Source organism: Bradyrhizobium sp. KB893862 SZCCT0404, from assembly GCF_018130885.1.
In the GTDB taxonomy this organism is placed as follows: Bacteria; Pseudomonadota; Alphaproteobacteria; order Rhizobiales; family Xanthobacteraceae; genus Bradyrhizobium; species Bradyrhizobium stylosanthis.
Window position 1 is genome coordinate 14,050 of record NZ_JAFCLT010000003.1, and the last position, 14,396, is coordinate 28,445.

General features: G+C 65.9%; 16 protein-coding genes. 8 read left to right on the forward strand and 8 right to left on the reverse strand.

The genetic code is table 11. The features are described 5' to 3' along the window. Positions 1–66: 66 nt before the first annotated feature. Positions 67–1,527 (reverse strand): glycerol-3-phosphate dehydrogenase, encoded by a 1,461-nt coding sequence (locus tag JQ617_RS14040; protein ID WP_212026840.1) that lies wholly within the window; start codon positions 1,525–1,527, stop codon positions 67–69. Positions 1,528–1,664: 137 nt separating this feature from the next. After that, a complete protein-coding gene (locus tag JQ617_RS14045; protein ID WP_212026841.1) occupies positions 1,665–4,352 on the reverse strand; it encodes a sensor domain-containing protein in 2,688 nt (895 codons plus the stop codon). Between the two features lie 202 nt (positions 4,353–4,554). Here JQ617_RS14045 and JQ617_RS14050 point away from each other — a divergent pair, with 202 nt between their 5' ends. Continuing rightward, a complete protein-coding gene (locus tag JQ617_RS14050; protein WP_212026842.1) occupies positions 4,555–5,658 on the forward strand; it encodes an NAD(P)/FAD-dependent oxidoreductase in 1,104 nt (367 codons plus the stop codon). Between the two features lie 213 nt (positions 5,659–5,871). Here JQ617_RS14050 and JQ617_RS14055 read toward each other — a convergent pair whose 3' ends face one another. Then, positions 5,872–6,051, reverse strand: coding sequence for a YdcH family protein (locus JQ617_RS14055; RefSeq protein ID WP_061880823.1), 180 nt, complete (start codon positions 6,049–6,051; stop codon positions 5,872–5,874). Between the two features lie 329 nt (positions 6,052–6,380). Here JQ617_RS14055 and JQ617_RS14060 point away from each other — a divergent pair, with 329 nt between their 5' ends. The 3 genes from JQ617_RS14060 (at position 6,381) to JQ617_RS14070 (ending at position 7,206) form a co-directional block, all read left to right on the forward strand. Next, on the forward strand, positions 6,381–6,587 hold the full coding sequence (locus JQ617_RS14060; RefSeq protein ID WP_008546179.1) for a YdcH family protein: 207 nt from the start codon (positions 6,381–6,383) through the stop codon (positions 6,585–6,587). A 126-nt stretch (positions 6,588–6,713) separates the two neighbouring features. Continuing rightward, the gene (locus tag JQ617_RS14065) at positions 6,714–6,932 is read left to right on the forward strand and encodes a hypothetical protein (protein WP_145668571.1); all 219 of its coding nucleotides are present in this window, start codon (positions 6,714–6,716) and stop codon (positions 6,930–6,932) included. A 22-nt stretch (positions 6,933–6,954) separates the two neighbouring features. Next, the gene (locus JQ617_RS14070) at positions 6,955–7,206 is read left to right on the forward strand and encodes a hypothetical protein (RefSeq protein ID WP_063694061.1); all 252 of its coding nucleotides are present in this window, start codon (positions 6,955–6,957) and stop codon (positions 7,204–7,206) included. A 105-nt stretch (positions 7,207–7,311) separates the two neighbouring features. Here JQ617_RS14070 and JQ617_RS14075 read toward each other — a convergent pair whose 3' ends face one another. After that, positions 7,312–8,025: a GGDEF domain-containing protein gene (locus tag JQ617_RS14075; protein WP_212026843.1), complete on the reverse strand. Its 714-nt coding sequence runs from the start codon at positions 8,023–8,025 to the stop codon at positions 7,312–7,314. A gap of 142 nt (positions 8,026–8,167) precedes the next feature. On the opposite strand from JQ617_RS14075, the gene purE reads away from it, so the two are divergent. Then, positions 8,168–8,656, forward strand: a complete 489-nt coding sequence (gene purE, locus JQ617_RS14080) for a 5-(carboxyamino)imidazole ribonucleotide mutase (protein ID WP_145668560.1) — start codon at positions 8,168–8,170, stop codon at positions 8,654–8,656. Then, positions 8,653–9,762, forward strand: a complete 1,110-nt coding sequence (locus JQ617_RS14085) for a 5-(carboxyamino)imidazole ribonucleotide synthase (RefSeq protein WP_063694064.1) — start codon at positions 8,653–8,655, stop codon at positions 9,760–9,762. The genes purE and JQ617_RS14085 overlap by 4 nt, the downstream gene beginning before the upstream one ends. A 36-nt stretch (positions 9,763–9,798) precedes the next feature. Here the strand turns inward: JQ617_RS14085 and aqpZ are convergent, their stop codons facing one another. Further along, positions 9,799–10,521: an aquaporin Z gene (gene aqpZ, locus JQ617_RS14090; protein ID WP_145668548.1), complete on the reverse strand. Its 723-nt coding sequence runs from the start codon at positions 10,519–10,521 to the stop codon at positions 9,799–9,801. 259 nt (positions 10,522–10,780) lie between these two features. On the opposite strand from aqpZ, the gene rpsU reads away from it, so the two are divergent. Next, positions 10,781–11,077: a 30S ribosomal protein S21 gene (rpsU, locus tag JQ617_RS14095; RefSeq protein WP_063694066.1), complete on the forward strand. Its 297-nt coding sequence runs from the start codon at positions 10,781–10,783 to the stop codon at positions 11,075–11,077. 124 nt (positions 11,078–11,201) lie between these two features. Further along, on the forward strand, positions 11,202–11,852 hold the full coding sequence (locus JQ617_RS14100) for a tetratricopeptide repeat protein (RefSeq protein ID WP_212026844.1): 651 nt from the start codon (positions 11,202–11,204) through the stop codon (positions 11,850–11,852). Between the two features lie 15 nt (positions 11,853–11,867). Here JQ617_RS14100 and JQ617_RS14105 read toward each other — a convergent pair whose 3' ends face one another. The 3 genes from JQ617_RS14105 to JQ617_RS14115 form a co-directional block, all read right to left on the reverse strand. Beyond that, positions 11,868–12,839, reverse strand: a complete 972-nt coding sequence (locus tag JQ617_RS14105) for a hypothetical protein (protein WP_212026845.1) — start codon at positions 12,837–12,839, stop codon at positions 11,868–11,870. A 91-nt stretch (positions 12,840–12,930) separates the two neighbouring features. Then, positions 12,931–13,215 (reverse strand): cupin domain-containing protein, encoded by a 285-nt coding sequence (locus tag JQ617_RS14110; protein ID WP_212026846.1) that lies wholly within the window; start codon positions 13,213–13,215, stop codon positions 12,931–12,933. 56 nt (positions 13,216–13,271) lie between these two features. Beyond that, on the reverse strand, positions 13,272–14,369 hold the full coding sequence (locus JQ617_RS14115) for a calcium:cation antiporter (RefSeq protein WP_212026847.1): 1,098 nt from the start codon (positions 14,367–14,369) through the stop codon (positions 13,272–13,274). Positions 14,370–14,396: the final 27 nt, after the last annotated feature.

Genomic DNA, 14,396 nt, shown 5'->3' on the forward strand with positions numbered 1-14,396 from the left:
GGGGCAGCCTTTCCGCGGCGAAACTTTCCCGGATTGCGCTTCGCTCCATCCGGGCTACTTCGCCCACTAGCTCGCGCCCGCCATGAACGCGGCCAGCGCGTCACGGTCCGCCGCCGGCATGGTCAGGCCGAGCTTGGAGCGGCGCCACAGGATATCCTCGGGGAAACGTGCCCATTCGTGCGTCATGAGATAGCGCACCTCGGCACCGGTCAGCTCGGGGCCGAACGCGGGGCCGAGCTCGTCACGCGTCTTCGCCTCGCCGAGCACTGCCTTTAGCCGCGAGCCGTAGGCCGCGACCAGCCGGTGCGCCTCCGGCTCGGACAGGAAGCGCCAGCGGTCGCGCGCGAGGTCGACCTCGTGATCGAACCGGTCCCACGCGAAATCCCCGCCCGGGAGCGGCGCGCCGGCGGTCCAGGGCGGCGACATCGGATAGAACGGCGTCAGCTTCGTCACCGCCCGCTCCGCGCGCAGGCGCGAGGTGGTGACATCGCCCCCGAACATCGTGATCAACGGAGCCTTGCGCCGGCGGGCGTGGAACAGCGTCGTGCCGTCGCGTCCCCGCGCGGACGCCAGCGTCAGGTTGACGCCCGAGACCGTACGGACCACGTCGGTCGGAGCGACGCGCTCGCGGAAATAACGGCTGGCGGCCTCGCAGAGATAGCTGACGTCGGCGCCCGGCATCGCGACGATCGCGGGGTCCCCGGTGAAGGCATGCGTGATCGTCCCGATCAGCGTGAAGTCGCGCTCGAGGGGCCGGGCGAAGATCAGCCGCCCGTCATTGTTCTGAAACACGTCGACATTTTCGGAGTCGAACAGCCTGGGCACGACGATCTGGCTCATCTGCGTCGCCGCCATCGCGGGCTGCGGCTGGCGCAGCACGGTGTCCGCGACGATCGGGGTCCAGCCGCCCGTGGCGTTGGCCAGCGCCCGCGCCGTGACCGTACGGCGATAGCCGCGATCGACCACCGCAAGCCGCCAGACGTCGTCCCGATCGGCACGCGCGCAGCGCGCCCCGGTCCGGATCGCGGCGCCGCGTTCGGCGGCATCCAACGCCGTGATTGCCACCAGGCGGGAATCGTCGACGACGCAATCCCAATATTCGAACGCGGTGCCGAACGGCCGCTTCAGCGCGTTGCCGACCGGATGATGGGTGATGTCGAGGGTCGCCGATGGCGGCAGGCCGCCCCGATTCGTGAGGCCGTCATAAACATAGAGACCGGCACGCAAGAGCCATGGCGGACGCTCGTCGGAATGCGCGGGGATGACGAAAGGCAGCGGCCGGACCAGATGGGGCGCGATGGCAAGCCAGGTCCGCCGCTCGGCCAGCGCCCGGCGCACCCGCCAGAAGCCGCGGCGCTCCAGCACGGACAGGTCACCATGGATCAGCCGCGGTGTCGCCGACGACGCCGCGCCGGCGAGATCGCCCTGCTCGAACAGGATGACGCGCAGGCCGCGACCGGCCGCATCGCGCGCGAGGCTGACACCGTTCAGGCCGCCGCCGATGATCGCAAGATCGTAATCCGCCATGAAGCCGTCGAATGAGAGCGAAGCGCGCTCTCATCACTAGAGCCATTTCCGTTCCGATGAAATCGGAACGGAGCCCCAGAGTTTTGTTTTGCGTGTTTTCTTGACGCGAACCGGCGGCCAATTCGCTCGAAAGCGCGCTAGCCGGTCTTGAGCACCAGCTCCATGCGTTCGGCGCGGCCGACGAGGTTGGCATATTTGCCGATCGGCAGCGGCTTGCCGAGCAGATAGCCCTGCACGCCGTCGCAGCCCTCCTTGGCGAGGAAGGCGAGCTGCTCGACGGTCTCGACGCCCTCGGCAATGATCGACATTTCGAGGCCGTGGCCGAGATCGATCACGGCGCGCACGATCGCCGCCGATTGCGGGTTGCGGCCGAGATTGATGATGAAGGCGCGGTCGATCTTGATCTTGTCGAACGGGAACGCCTGGAGATAGCTCAGCGAGGAATAGCCGCTGCCGAAATCGTCCATGGAGATGCGCACGCCGAGTGCCTTCAGCCGGCGCAGCAATGCAAGACCGCGATCAAAATCCTCGATCAGCACGCCCTCGGTGATTTCGAGCTCGAGGCGGCCGGGCGCAAGGCCGGTCTCGATCAGGATGGAATGGACGAGGCCGACCACGTCGCCGTGCATGAACTGCGCGGGCGACAGGTTGACCGCGACCTGGAGCGGCTTCGGCCAGGACGCCGCCTCGCGGCAGGCCTCGCGCAAGATCCATTCGCCCATCTCGACGATCAGGCCGCTCTCTTCGGCGATCGGGATGAATTCGGCCGGCGAGACCTGGCCGCGCACCGGATGCTGCCAGCGCGCCAGCGCCTCGAAGCCGATGATGTCGCTCTCGGCGACGCTGTGGCGGGCGACGCCCTGGGGCTGGAACGCGAGCGAGAGCTCGCCGTTCTTGATCGCCATCGAGAGGTCCTGGTGCAGCACGCGGCGGTCGCGGATCTGCTGGTCCATCTCGGGCTGGTAGAGGCTGATCGTGCCGCGCGACTTCTGCTTGGCGCGGAACAGCGCCGCGCCGGCATTGGCGAGCAGCGAGGCGCCATCAGCGCCGTTGTGCGGGAAGATCGACATGCCGGTGGTGGCGCCGGCGCGGACCGGCCGGCCGTCGATCAGGAATTCCTGCGCGACGGCATCGCCGATCTGCTGCGCCAAAGCGAGACCCGCTTCCGGCTGCTTGCCGTCGATGATCAGGCCGAACTCGTCGCCGGACAGGCGCGCCACCACGCCGCCGCGTGCGGAGTCCTGGAGCCGCTGGGCCACCTCGATCAGGAGCTTGTCGCCGAGCGCATGGCCGAAGACGTCGTTGACCTCCTTGAGGCCGTCGAGGTCGACGCAGAGCACGGCGAATTCCTCGCCGGTGCCTTCGCAGGCCTCGATCATCTGGGTCAGCGCCTGCAGGAAGGCGGCGCGGTTCGGCAGATCGGTGAGGCCGTCATGATAGGCCATGTGCGCCATGCGCGACTCGGTCTGCCGGCGGTCGGTGACGTCTTCATGGGTCTTGATCAGATATTGCGGCTCGCCGGCATCGTTCAGCACGGTGGCGCGGCGGGTCAGGAACAGCCGCAGGCCGTCCTTGGTGGAGATCGGGTGCTCCTCGGTGATCATCCCGCGCTTCTTGATCGCGGCCTCGTCGCGCGCGATGATCAGCTTGGCTTCCTTGGGATTGAAGATGTCGGACGCGGTCAGGCCCGTGGCCTCCTCGCGCCGGCGGTTGAGGATCGTCTCGGCGCTGCGGTTGGCGAGCAGATAGCGCCCGTCCTTGACCTGCTCGACGATCAGCGCCACCGGGATGTTGTCGACCACGAGTTCGAGGAACCTCTTGGTGCTCTCCAGCTCCTGCGACAGCGAGCGTCGGTCGGTGATGTCCTCGAACACGAGCAGCAGGAATTCCGGCTTGTTGCTCTCGTTGCGGACCACGATCCGGATCGAGGCGACCATGCGCCGCTCACCGCCGCGGTCGACCTCGAACTCGTTGCGGAACCGGCCATCCGCCGCCTCCAGCGCCGCCCGGTCGGCCGCCTCGATGCTCGTCGCCGAGCTCGCCGCGAACAGCTCCCGCGCATTCCTGCCGACGGCGTAGTCCCGCGACAGGCCCCAGAACCGCTCATAGGCGCTGTTGGCGAAGATGTAGCAGCCGTCGTCGATGTTCTTGGCGGCCACGCAGGCCGGCACATGGTCCAGCACCGATTCCAGGAATTGCTTGGTCGAGGCGAGCTGCCGCGACAGCTTGCGCTGCTCGCTGACGTCCAGATGGGTCGCGACCGAGCCGCCGTTCGGCAGGATGAAATACTTCACCAGGATCGCCCGCCCGTCGGGCAGTTCGGTGATCAGGCCGTTGGTGCTCGCCGCCTTCTCGTAGAACTCGTCGTCGGAGACGCCGCCGAGGACGCCCCGCTTGCGCCTGAGCTCGAGGATGTCGTAGCCGGTCATGCCGGCCCACAGGTCCGAACGGGTCAGGCCGTAAATCTCGAGATAGCGGTTGTTGCAGAAGATGATGCGCCGCTGCGCATCGGTCATCACCACGCCCTGGTTGAGGCTGTTCATGGCGGATGAGACGAAGGCGTTGCGCCGCAGCTGCGAGCGCCGGGTCCGGCGCAGCGCCGAGTGGACCCACAACGCGACGGAAGCCAGGAACGCACAGACGACGACGCCTGCGATCAGGGCTTCCCAGATCAGGTTGGGGCCGAGCTGGCCGATATAGTCCGGCGGGGTGAGGCTGTCCGAGAGCGCAAAGGCGCGCGCAGGCGCGACCGTGCCGGCCAGGCACAAGACGGCCTGCACAGCAATCGGAAGCGTGCTGCCCTCGTGCCAGTTCTTCTCAGCCATCAGCCACCCGCGATTTCAACGTCGGATTGTCTGGCCTCACGGGTTTGGATCGGGTAAACGCCTGTACGCGCAACAGAAAAATGTGACGCCAAATACGGCAATTGCCCTGACATGATAAATTCTTCCTTAATGGAAAACGGCCCCGCGCCCGTCTTCCCAGGTCCAATGCCACCGGCGCTTCCAGCGGACACCCTGCACAACCATGGATAAGGTCGATTGCATCGTCATCGGAGCCGGCGTGATCGGGCTTGCGGTGGCACGGAAGCTCGCCCAGGCCGGGCGCGAGGTCGTCGTGCTCGAGGAAGCCGAGGCCATCGGCACCATCACCTCCTCGCGCAACAGCGAGGTGATCCATGCCGGCATCTACTACCGCGCCGGGAGCTGGATGGCGCGCATGTGCGTCAGCGGCAAGCACGCGCTCTACCGCTACGCTGCCGAGCGCGGCATCCCCCACAAGAATTGCGGCAAGCTGATCGTCGCGACCAGCGCCAAGGAAACCGAGAAGCTGCAATCGATCAAGGCGCATGCCGAAGCCAATGGCGTGCTCGACATGCAGCTGCTCACGGGCGAGGCCGCACGCGCGCTGGAGCCGGCGCTCGCCTGCGACGCCGCGCTGCTGTCGCCCTCGACCGGCATCATCGACAGCCACGCCTACATGCTCTCGCTGCGCGGCGAGGCCGAGGATGCAGGCGCGGCCTTCGCGTTTCACACCCCGCTGATCCGCGCCAAGGCCGTCGCCGGCGTGATCGAGGTCGAGGCCGGCGGCGAGGCGCCGATGACCTTGCAATGCAGCCTGCTCGTCAACGCCGCGGGACTGTCGGCGACGACAGTGGCGCGCAATATCGAGGGCATGCCGCTCGACCGGATTCCGCCGGCCTATCTCGCCAAGGGCAACTACTTCAGCTGCAACGCCAGGGCGCCGTTCTCGCACCTGATCTATCCGGTGCCCGAGCCCGGCGGCCTCGGGGTGCATCTGACGCTGGACATGGCGGGACAAGCGCGTTTCGGGCCCGACGTCGAATGGATCGAGACGATCAACTACGAGGTCGATCCGTCACGCGCCGAGCGCTTCTATCCGGCGATCCGCAAATACTGGCCGACGCTGCCGGACGGCGCGCTGATGCCGAGCTATTCGGGTATCCGGCCGAAGATCGTGCCGCCGGCCGTCGCCACGCAGGATTTCCTGATGCAGGGCCCGCGCGACCACGGCGTCGCGGGTCTGGTCAACCTGTTCGGCATCGAATCTCCGGGACTGACGTCGTCGCTGGCGATCGCGGACCACGTCGCCGAGCTCGCGGACATCTAGCGCGCTCTCGCGCGAAGCGGGCACGGTTCGCGCGAGGAAAACGCATCCCAAAAAACGAGAGCCATTTCCGTTTCGATTCCATCGAAACGGAAATGGCTCGGGCTTCCGCGCAAATGTCTTTGCATGGTCTCGCACCTTGCAGCAGGGATGAGCACAAAGGCTCTCATCCCCGCCTGAAAGGGTACGATCAACTCAACGCTGTTACGGGGGTCACTAGTGGAGCGTATCGCCGTGCTTCAGACGCTCGATCTGGTCCTTGACCATCAACTTCCGGCGCTTCAACTCAACAATTTGCAGGTCGTCTGTTGAAAGGTGCACGAGAGCTTCGTGCAATTCGTTTTCGAGAAGTTTGTGCTTCCGCTCCAATTCAACCAGATGTGCCTGAATTGTCATTCGAAACCTCCTCGGTAGGGTAGAGCTTTAGGATTCGATCCGGACGCCAAAGTCTACATCACCGATTCGTTCTGTCGATGGGTATCCGTCGTCGCATCGTCATTTTTGAAAATTCATATGTAATGAAGCGTGAGTAATGGAACCGCGCCTGAAAAATCCATGATATCAATGCGCTCGCGCAGCGCCGCATCGGTCCGCAGAAATATGTTGCGGGAGATCGGCGTGCGGGGGTCGCAGATCGCTTGCGATCACGTCGCGCAAGGACGATAATTTCCACAGGGCATCCACAGCCCAGATCTCACGCTTTTCGGTTTTCGGCCACCGCAGACATGACCAATGAAGACGAGCGTGAGCTCGAAGCCGAGCTCACCCGGTTGCAGCAGGAACACCGAGATCTCGATGCGGCGATCGATGCACTGCATCAATCGCCTGCCCCCGACCTATTGCGGTTGCAGCGGCTGAAGAAGCGCAAGCTGTTGTTACGCGACCGTATCGCGTTCATCGAAGACCAGATCACGCCCGACATCATCGCCTGATCCACAGAGGCGCGTTCGCGGCCCGCTCGCCGCAGATGAATCCGCTTGACTCACAGAGAACAAAATAGGAACATTTTGCGACCCCAGCGCCCCAGGAAACGCCAAGCAGCCCCAAGGACACCGCCGATGTCAGTCCCCGCCCTTCTCGACAACAGCCATTACGAACAGGCCTGCGATCAGGCGATCGCGATGTGCGACGGCAACCTGCGCAGCACCATCAAGGCGCTGATCATGGCCAACGAATATCTGGAGGCGGAGCTGGAAGAATTGCAGGCGGCGATTTCCGCCGGCTGCATCCCCGAGACGTCACGCAGCAAGGCGCGGAGCAACAGCAGCGCCGCGTAGTTTTGATCATTGGAGCAACGCCATGTCGGACGTGACCTATTACGTTGCAATGCCCTTCCTGATCGATGACGACGGATCGCCCGTCGCGGGCGCTGCGGAGGAGTGTCAGTCCTCGACGGCAGCGCTGCGGCGCGCCGAAGCTCTGGCGCGCGGCGCCGGCCATATCGGCGCGGTCGCCTTCAGCCGCAGCGGCGATCCCATGACCGGCGAATTCGGGGACGCCACGCTGCTGCGCAAATTCGGCAACGTGCCCGAAGATCTCGCGACCCTCTGATTTCCTGTTTGAGCATGATCTCCGCGCAAACGCGTTGCGTGTTCGTCGCGAGGAAAGCCGCTGCGCACTTCGCGCTGACGCGGCCCTTCGGATCCGGATCATATTCTAGCGCTCGCTGCTGACGAGCCTGATGCGCGGCTCGTGCCGGCGCCGCGCCTTGCGCACATACATGGCGGCATCGGCCTCCTCCAGGGCGCGGCCCGCATCGGAATGCGGACCGAGCAACGCGACGCCGGCAGAGGCGCCCGCGGTGACCTGTTGGCCGCGGAAGACGAAGGACAATTCGTCGATCGCCTGCTCGAAGGAAGCAGCCTTCGCCTTGGCATCGGTCTCGTTGAGATTCCACAGCAGCAGCGCGAACTCGTCGCCGCCGAGCCGGCCGACCACGTCGGAGGCGCGGACCTGCCGCGTCAGCGTCGCGACGATCGCCTTGAGCACCTCGTCGCCGGCGGCATGGCCGAAGGAATCGTTGATCGGCTTCAGCCGGTCGACATCGAGCACGATCAGCGCGCCGCTGGCGCGATACCGCTTCATGTAGGCAATGGCGCGTGCGAGCTCGCGCTCGAAGCCGCGCCGGTTCGGAATATCGAGCAGGAAGTCGGTGTCTGCGGCCGCCTCGAGTTCCGAGACCCGCAGCAGGGCTTCCCTGAGCTTGCTCTTGAGGCCGCGGATGGTCGCGTTGGCGCAGGCGGCAGCGGCGGCCGGAGCGCGGCGCCGCGCCGGCTTGGCCGGGGCCTTGGCGGCGGCTCCAGGTCGGCCGGCACTGGTTTTCCGGCCCTTTTTGGCCTTCGCAGCGCGCGCCCTTTTTGGTTTCCTCATGGGCATCCTGCTCAATGAAGGCTTGCGGGGATTCACCAAGACAGGATAGTGCATTCCCTTCTCCTTGCCACCGCCTTGCGAGCCGCCGGCCGGAACCGTTAATCTGGCCTATGTTTCTGTTTTCCCGAGCACAATTAACGCCATGACCGCGCCGATCGCCATTATCATGGGAAGCCAGTCGGACTGGGACACGATGCGGCATGCCGCCGACACGCTTGCAGCGCTCGGCGTTCCCGCCGACACCCGCATCGTTTCGGCCCACCGCACCCCCGACCGGCTGTTTGCCTTCGCCAAGGGCGCCAAGGCGGCCGGCTACAAGGTCATCATCGCCGGCGCCGGCGGCGCTGCGCATCTGCCCGGCATGGCGGCCGCGCTGACGGAACTCCCGGTGCTCGGCGTCCCCGTGGAGTCGAAGACGCTCAAGGGCGTCGATTCGCTTCATTCGATCGTTCAGATGCCCGCGGGCATCCCGGTCGGCACCCTCGCCATCGGCAAGGCCGGCGCAATCAACGCGGCGCTGCTTGCGGCCGCGGTGCTGGCATTGTCCGACCCGGCATTGTCCGACCGCCTCGCCGCCTGGCGCAAGGCGCAGACCGAGGCGGTTGCCGAGCGTCCGGAGGACAAGGCGTGACTGACGCAAAGCAGGTGACGCTGAAGCCCGGCGACACCATCGGAATCCTCGGCGGCGGACAATTGGGGCGGATGCTGGCGATGGCTGCGGCACGGCTCGGCCTGCGCTGCCAGGTGTTCTCGCCGGATCCGGACTCGCCGGCCTTCGATGTCGTGCTGAACGCCACCTGCGCCGAATATGCCGACGTCGAGGCGCTCGAGATGTTCGCGGGCGACGTCGACGTGATCACCTACGAATTCGAGAACGTGCCGGCCGCCGCCGCGATGGTGCTGGATGCGCGCCGCCCGGTGCTGCCCAAGCGCAAGATCCTCGAGACCACCCAGGACCGGCTCGCCGAGAAGGATTTCGTGACGCGGCTCGGCATCGGCACCGCCGCTTACGCCGACGTCACCTCGGTGGCTTCGCTGCGCGAGGCGATCCTGAGGATCGGTCTTCCCGCGGTGCTGAAGACCCGCCGCTTCGGTTACGACGGCAAGGGCCAGGCCATCATCCGCGAGGGCGACGACATCGCCAAGGTGTGGACCAGCCTCGCCACCAAATCGGCGATCCTGGAAGCCTTCATTCCCTACGAGCGCGAGATCTCCGTGATCGCCGCGCGCTCGGCCACGGGCCAGGTCGAGTGCTTTGACGTCACCGAGAACGAGCACCGCGATCACATCCTGAAAATATCCCGCGCGCCCGCGCCCATTCCGGATGCGCTGGCCGAGGAAGCACGCAGCATCGCCGGCAAGATCGCCGACGCGCTCGACTATGTCGGCGTGCTGGCGGTGGAGATGTTCGTGCTCGCCAATGGCACCGGTCCGAAGGTGCTGGTGAACGAGATCGCGCCGCGCGTACATAATTCCGGGCACTGGACGCTGGACGGCGCCTCCGTCTCGCAGTTCGAGCAGCACATCCGCGCCATCGCCGGCTGGCCGCTCGGCAAGCCGGTGCGCCATGGCGAGATCGTCACCATGACCAACCTGATCGGCGACGAGATCAACGACTACGGCAAATGGCTGAGCGTGCCCGGCGCGACCGTGCACATCTACGGCAAGGGCGCGCCGCGCCCCGGCCGCAAGATGGGCCACGTCACCGAAGTGAGGCGGCCGATCGAGGGCAAGTGAAGGGACCGCAGCAAAGGCTGCGATCCCGCACTTGAATCAGGCCGTCTTCGCGCCCGCGACGATGCCGCTGGGCTCCTCGCTGAGCCAGCGATAGATCACCCCGCCCAGCGCGCCGCCGATCAGCGGTGCGACCCAGAACAGCCAGAGCTGCGACAGTGCCCAGCCGCCGACGAACAGCGCGGGACCGGTGCTGCGCGCCGGGTTCACCGACGTGTTGGTGACGGGAATGCTGACGAGATGGATCATCACCAACGCAAGCCCGATCGCGAGCGGCGCGAAGCCGGCGGGTGCGCGGCCGTGGGTCGCGCCCATGATGATGAACAGGAACATCATGGTCATCACCACCTCGGTGAGGAAGCACACGATCATGCTGTACTGGCCGGGCGAATGGGCATCGTAGCCGTTGGACGCAAAGCCCTTGGTGACGTCGAAGCCGGGCGCTCCGCTGGCGATGACGTAGAGGATCCCGGCACCGACGATGGCGCCGGCCACCTGCGCGATCACGTAAGGCAGGATCTGGCCTGCCGGAAACCGGCCGCCGGCGGCAAGGCCAAGCGTGACGGCCGGATTGAGATGGCAGCCCGAGATGTGGCCGATCGCGTAGGCCATCGTGACCACACTCAGGCCGAACGCCAGGGACACACCGACCAGACCGATTCCGACCTGCGGGAAGCCGGCCGCGATCACGGCGCTGCCACAACCTGCGAATGTGAGCCAGAAGGTGCCGATAGCCTCGGCAGCGTATTTTTTCATATCCATTGTAGTCCCCTCATTTCAAAGAATCCGGAACAAAGCTCCGGTCGCGGCCGCGCCAAGGGCGCCAAATCACCCAAATCGAGGCCGCCCGGGGGCATTTTCGCCGCATTTAATGGCTGAACTTGGCCCGAAAACCCGCTTGGCAGGTGGACATCAAGGGTTTTGTCTGATACATCCACGCCCTCAGGTTAAGGGCTTGCGCGTTTCGCCATCCCCTTTGACTTACCAGAATTCAAATCCGATCCACTGAAGAGGATGCCGCGTGCAGGTTCTCGTTCGCGATAACAATGTCGACCAAGCCCTCAAGGCGCTGAAGAAGAAGATGCAGCGCGAAGGCATTTTCCGCGAGATGAAGCTCCGCGGTCACTACGAAAAGCCCTCCGAGAAGAAGGCCCGCGAAAAGGCCGAAGCCGTGCGCCGCGCGCGCAAGCTGGCCCGCAAGAAGCTGCAGCGTGAAGGCCTGCTGCCGATGAAGCCGAAGCCGGTGTTCGGCGCCGGCCCCGGTGGCGACCGCGGTGGCCGTGGCGGCCCGGGTGCAGGTCCGCGCCCTCCGCGCTGATTTGGTGAATAACTAAGACCTCAGTTTTCGATGACGCGGGCCCTTGGCCCGCGTTATTGTTATGAGCGGTGCCTTTCTGGGACGGGCACGACCGGTGCGGCACCAACGCGCGAGCGAACCGTAGATGGCCTCCCCTTTCCCCGAGCGCGGCTTGGCGCGACGACGCCGGTTCTGGCGGCAGCCGCTCGCACTGGCCCTGACGGGGATTGCGCTGTGCGGCTGCTCCTTCGATCTGGGATCGCTGATGCCGGAGAAGGACAAGCCGCAGGAGACGCCGAAGGCCGCCGCGACCGCCGAGAGCGCGGTCAGCCCCGGCAGCGTCACCGAAGCCGCGAGCCACACCGCAAAGGCCCAGTCCCTCGCCAAATCAGGCGACACCGCAGCGGCGCTCGACGAGTTCAATCGGGCCGTCGGGCTCGATCCCTATAACGCGCAGGCGCTCTATGGCCGCGCGCTGATCTACCAGGGCAACAACCAGCACGATGTCGCAATCGCCGATTTCAGCGCGGCGAGCGGGCTCAACCCGCAAAAGGCCGAGCCGCTGCTCGGCCGTGCCACGAGCTATCTCGCCCTCGGCAAGATCAAGGAGGCTACGGCCGATCTCGACGAGGCGTCCGAGGCCGACCCGCACAATGCCCAGATCTGGACCGCGCGCGGGCAGGCCTATGAGCGGCTCGGCGACAAGGCCAAGGCGGCGGCGTCCTACAACAAGGCGGTTGCGCTTCGTCCGCGCGACGATACCGCCCGCAGCGGCCTCGCCCGGGTCGGCGGCTGACAGCAGCGAAAGCTCTTAGTCGGGGGTGGCGCCCTTCGGCAGGACCGAGTGGAACATCGACTTCATGCCCGACAGCATCTCGTCGGCGACGTTGGTCTTCTTCGGTCGCGGCATGGCCGCGCCGGCGTCGGCCCGCAGGTCAAGCGGCGGCGCGATCATCGGCACGGGAATGTCGGCCGGAGGGGTGATTCGATTCGGGTCGTCGTTGCCGACCGACGCGGTGTAGTTCGGCGACGAACCGCCATTGCCATACGCCTCGGTCGAGGGCGTGGACACCGTGATCGGCGGCGGCAGGGGACGGACCGCAGACGGATCGGTCGAGATGACACGCGGAGCCTCGGGGGTGCGGGCGGCTTCGCGCACCGCAGGCTCGGGGGTTCGCTCGACCGGCTTGGTCTCGGCGGCCTTGGCTTCCGCAGCCTTTGCTTCGGCGGCCTTGGCTTCGGCAGCCTTCTCGGCGGCCTTGCCCTCAGGCGACTTGCGCAGACGCTCGATGGCGGCACGCGCCAGGTCGTTGGCGTCCGGGGCCGCAGCCGGGGAGCTAGCGGCCGGCGCCGAATTCGCCTCCGCCACCGGCGCGGTGGCAGCCGGGGTCGACTTGGCAGCCGCCTTCTCGCGGGCCGTCGGGCGGCCATGGGAGGCGGCCTCGGCGGGAGCCGTGTCAGCAGCCTTGGTGTCCGCAGCCTTGGTGTCCGCAGACTTGGTGTCCGCCGCCTTGGTCTCGGACTTGTCGGCAGGCTTCTCGACCGCCGCCTTCTCGGTCACGTTCTTCTCGGAGACGCCCTTGGCCTTGACGCCGGGCGCGGGAAGATTGGCGGTGTCCGCCGGCTTGCCGTCGCCGCCGGCCTGGGCAGGCGCCGTCACGGCCGCGGGGGTGTCGGGCGCGGGCTTGGCGTTGATGTAGTGGTTAACGATGTAGGCCCCGATGATCGTCGCGAGCACCGAGGGGAAAATATCCATCGAGATTTTAGCGAGGTATTTCAGCATTTCTCGGCCACTCCCCGCGCGACCTGATGCGGGAACTTTAGGGCATTGTAAGGGATCAACTGCGACGGATCGATGGCAAACACAACCGGCCTTACGGCTTCAGCTCGATCTCAAGGAACACGATCTCGGTTGCGGTTTCGTTAAGCACGTCGTGCTGGACGCCGGCTTTGCGGAAGTAGGATTTTCCGGCCGCAAGCTGCGCCTTGGACCGCTCGCCGCCGGGGGCCACGATGGTCATCTCGCCGGCCACAACGGGAACGATCACATAGTCCATCCCGTGGGTGTGATGCCCGGTCGCGCTGCCCGGGGCAAGCCGCCATTCGGTCACCCGGACCTGTTCGTTCTCGATCTGGACTTCGGACTTGGCGGCAAGCATCGGAACTCTCCTGGGACATGATCCGGACCCGGTGGGCCGCGGCAGCGCAATGGTGCTCAGGGCACGAAAACCATGAACACGTAGACGGCAAATACCACCATATGGACCAGCCCGAACAGGACATTGGTCCTGCCCGTGCCGAAGGTCAGCATGCTCAGGAAGAAGGTCAGGAGCAGAAGCACGCTGCCCTGGTCGCTGAGACCGAGCTCGAGCTCCTTGTCGAGCGCATAGGTGGCGACGCCGACGGCGGGAATGGTCAGGCCGATGGTCGCCAGGGACGAGCCGAGGGCGAGGTTGATGCTCTTCTGGAGGTCGTTCTTCCGTGCCGCCGCGATGGCCGCGACGCCCTCCGGCATCAGGATCAGCAGCGCGACCAGAAGACCGGCGAAGGCCGGCGGCGCCCCGATCCTGGCGCCGACGGCATCGACCACCAGCGAGAATTTCTTGGCCAGCAGCACGACCGCCAGCAGCGAGACCAGGAGCATCGCCACGGTGACCGCGAGCGCTCCGACCGACAGGTGCACGTCCCCGCCCTCGCCCTTCCCCCGTTCATGAACGAAGTAGTCCTTGTGCAGGACGGTCTGGGTGTAGAGAAACACCGCATAGAGCGCCAGCGTAACCACATCGACGAAGCCGAGCTGGATGGCCGAATAGACCGGTCCGGGCGTGGTTGTCGTGTAGTTCGGCATGATCAGCGTGATGGTCGCGAGCGCGAACAGGACGCTGAGATAGACGTTGGCGCCGGAGAGCTGAAAGCCCTGCTCGCGATAGCGCAAGCCGCCGATGAAGATGCAGAGCCCGACGAGGCCGTTGCAGACGATCATGACCACGGCGAACACCGTGTCGCGCGCCAGTTCCGGCGCCGGCTTTTCGCCCAGCATGATCGTGGTGATCAGCGCCACCTCGATGATGGTCACCGCGAGCGTCAGCACCAGCGTGCCATAGGGTTCTCCGACCCGTTCGGCGATCACTTCGGCATGATGAACGGCGGCGAACACCGTGCCGAACAGGATGACCAGAAGCACGGCGGCGAACCCCAGCCCGGCCAGCGACAGCGTGAAGACGTAGTCCGCCACGCTGACGGCCACGAACAACAGCACGGCCAGCGCCGGGAAGATCCAGGCCGACCGGGGCATCGAATTATGCGCGCTCATCCACCGGCTCCGATTGTGAAGCCGAGC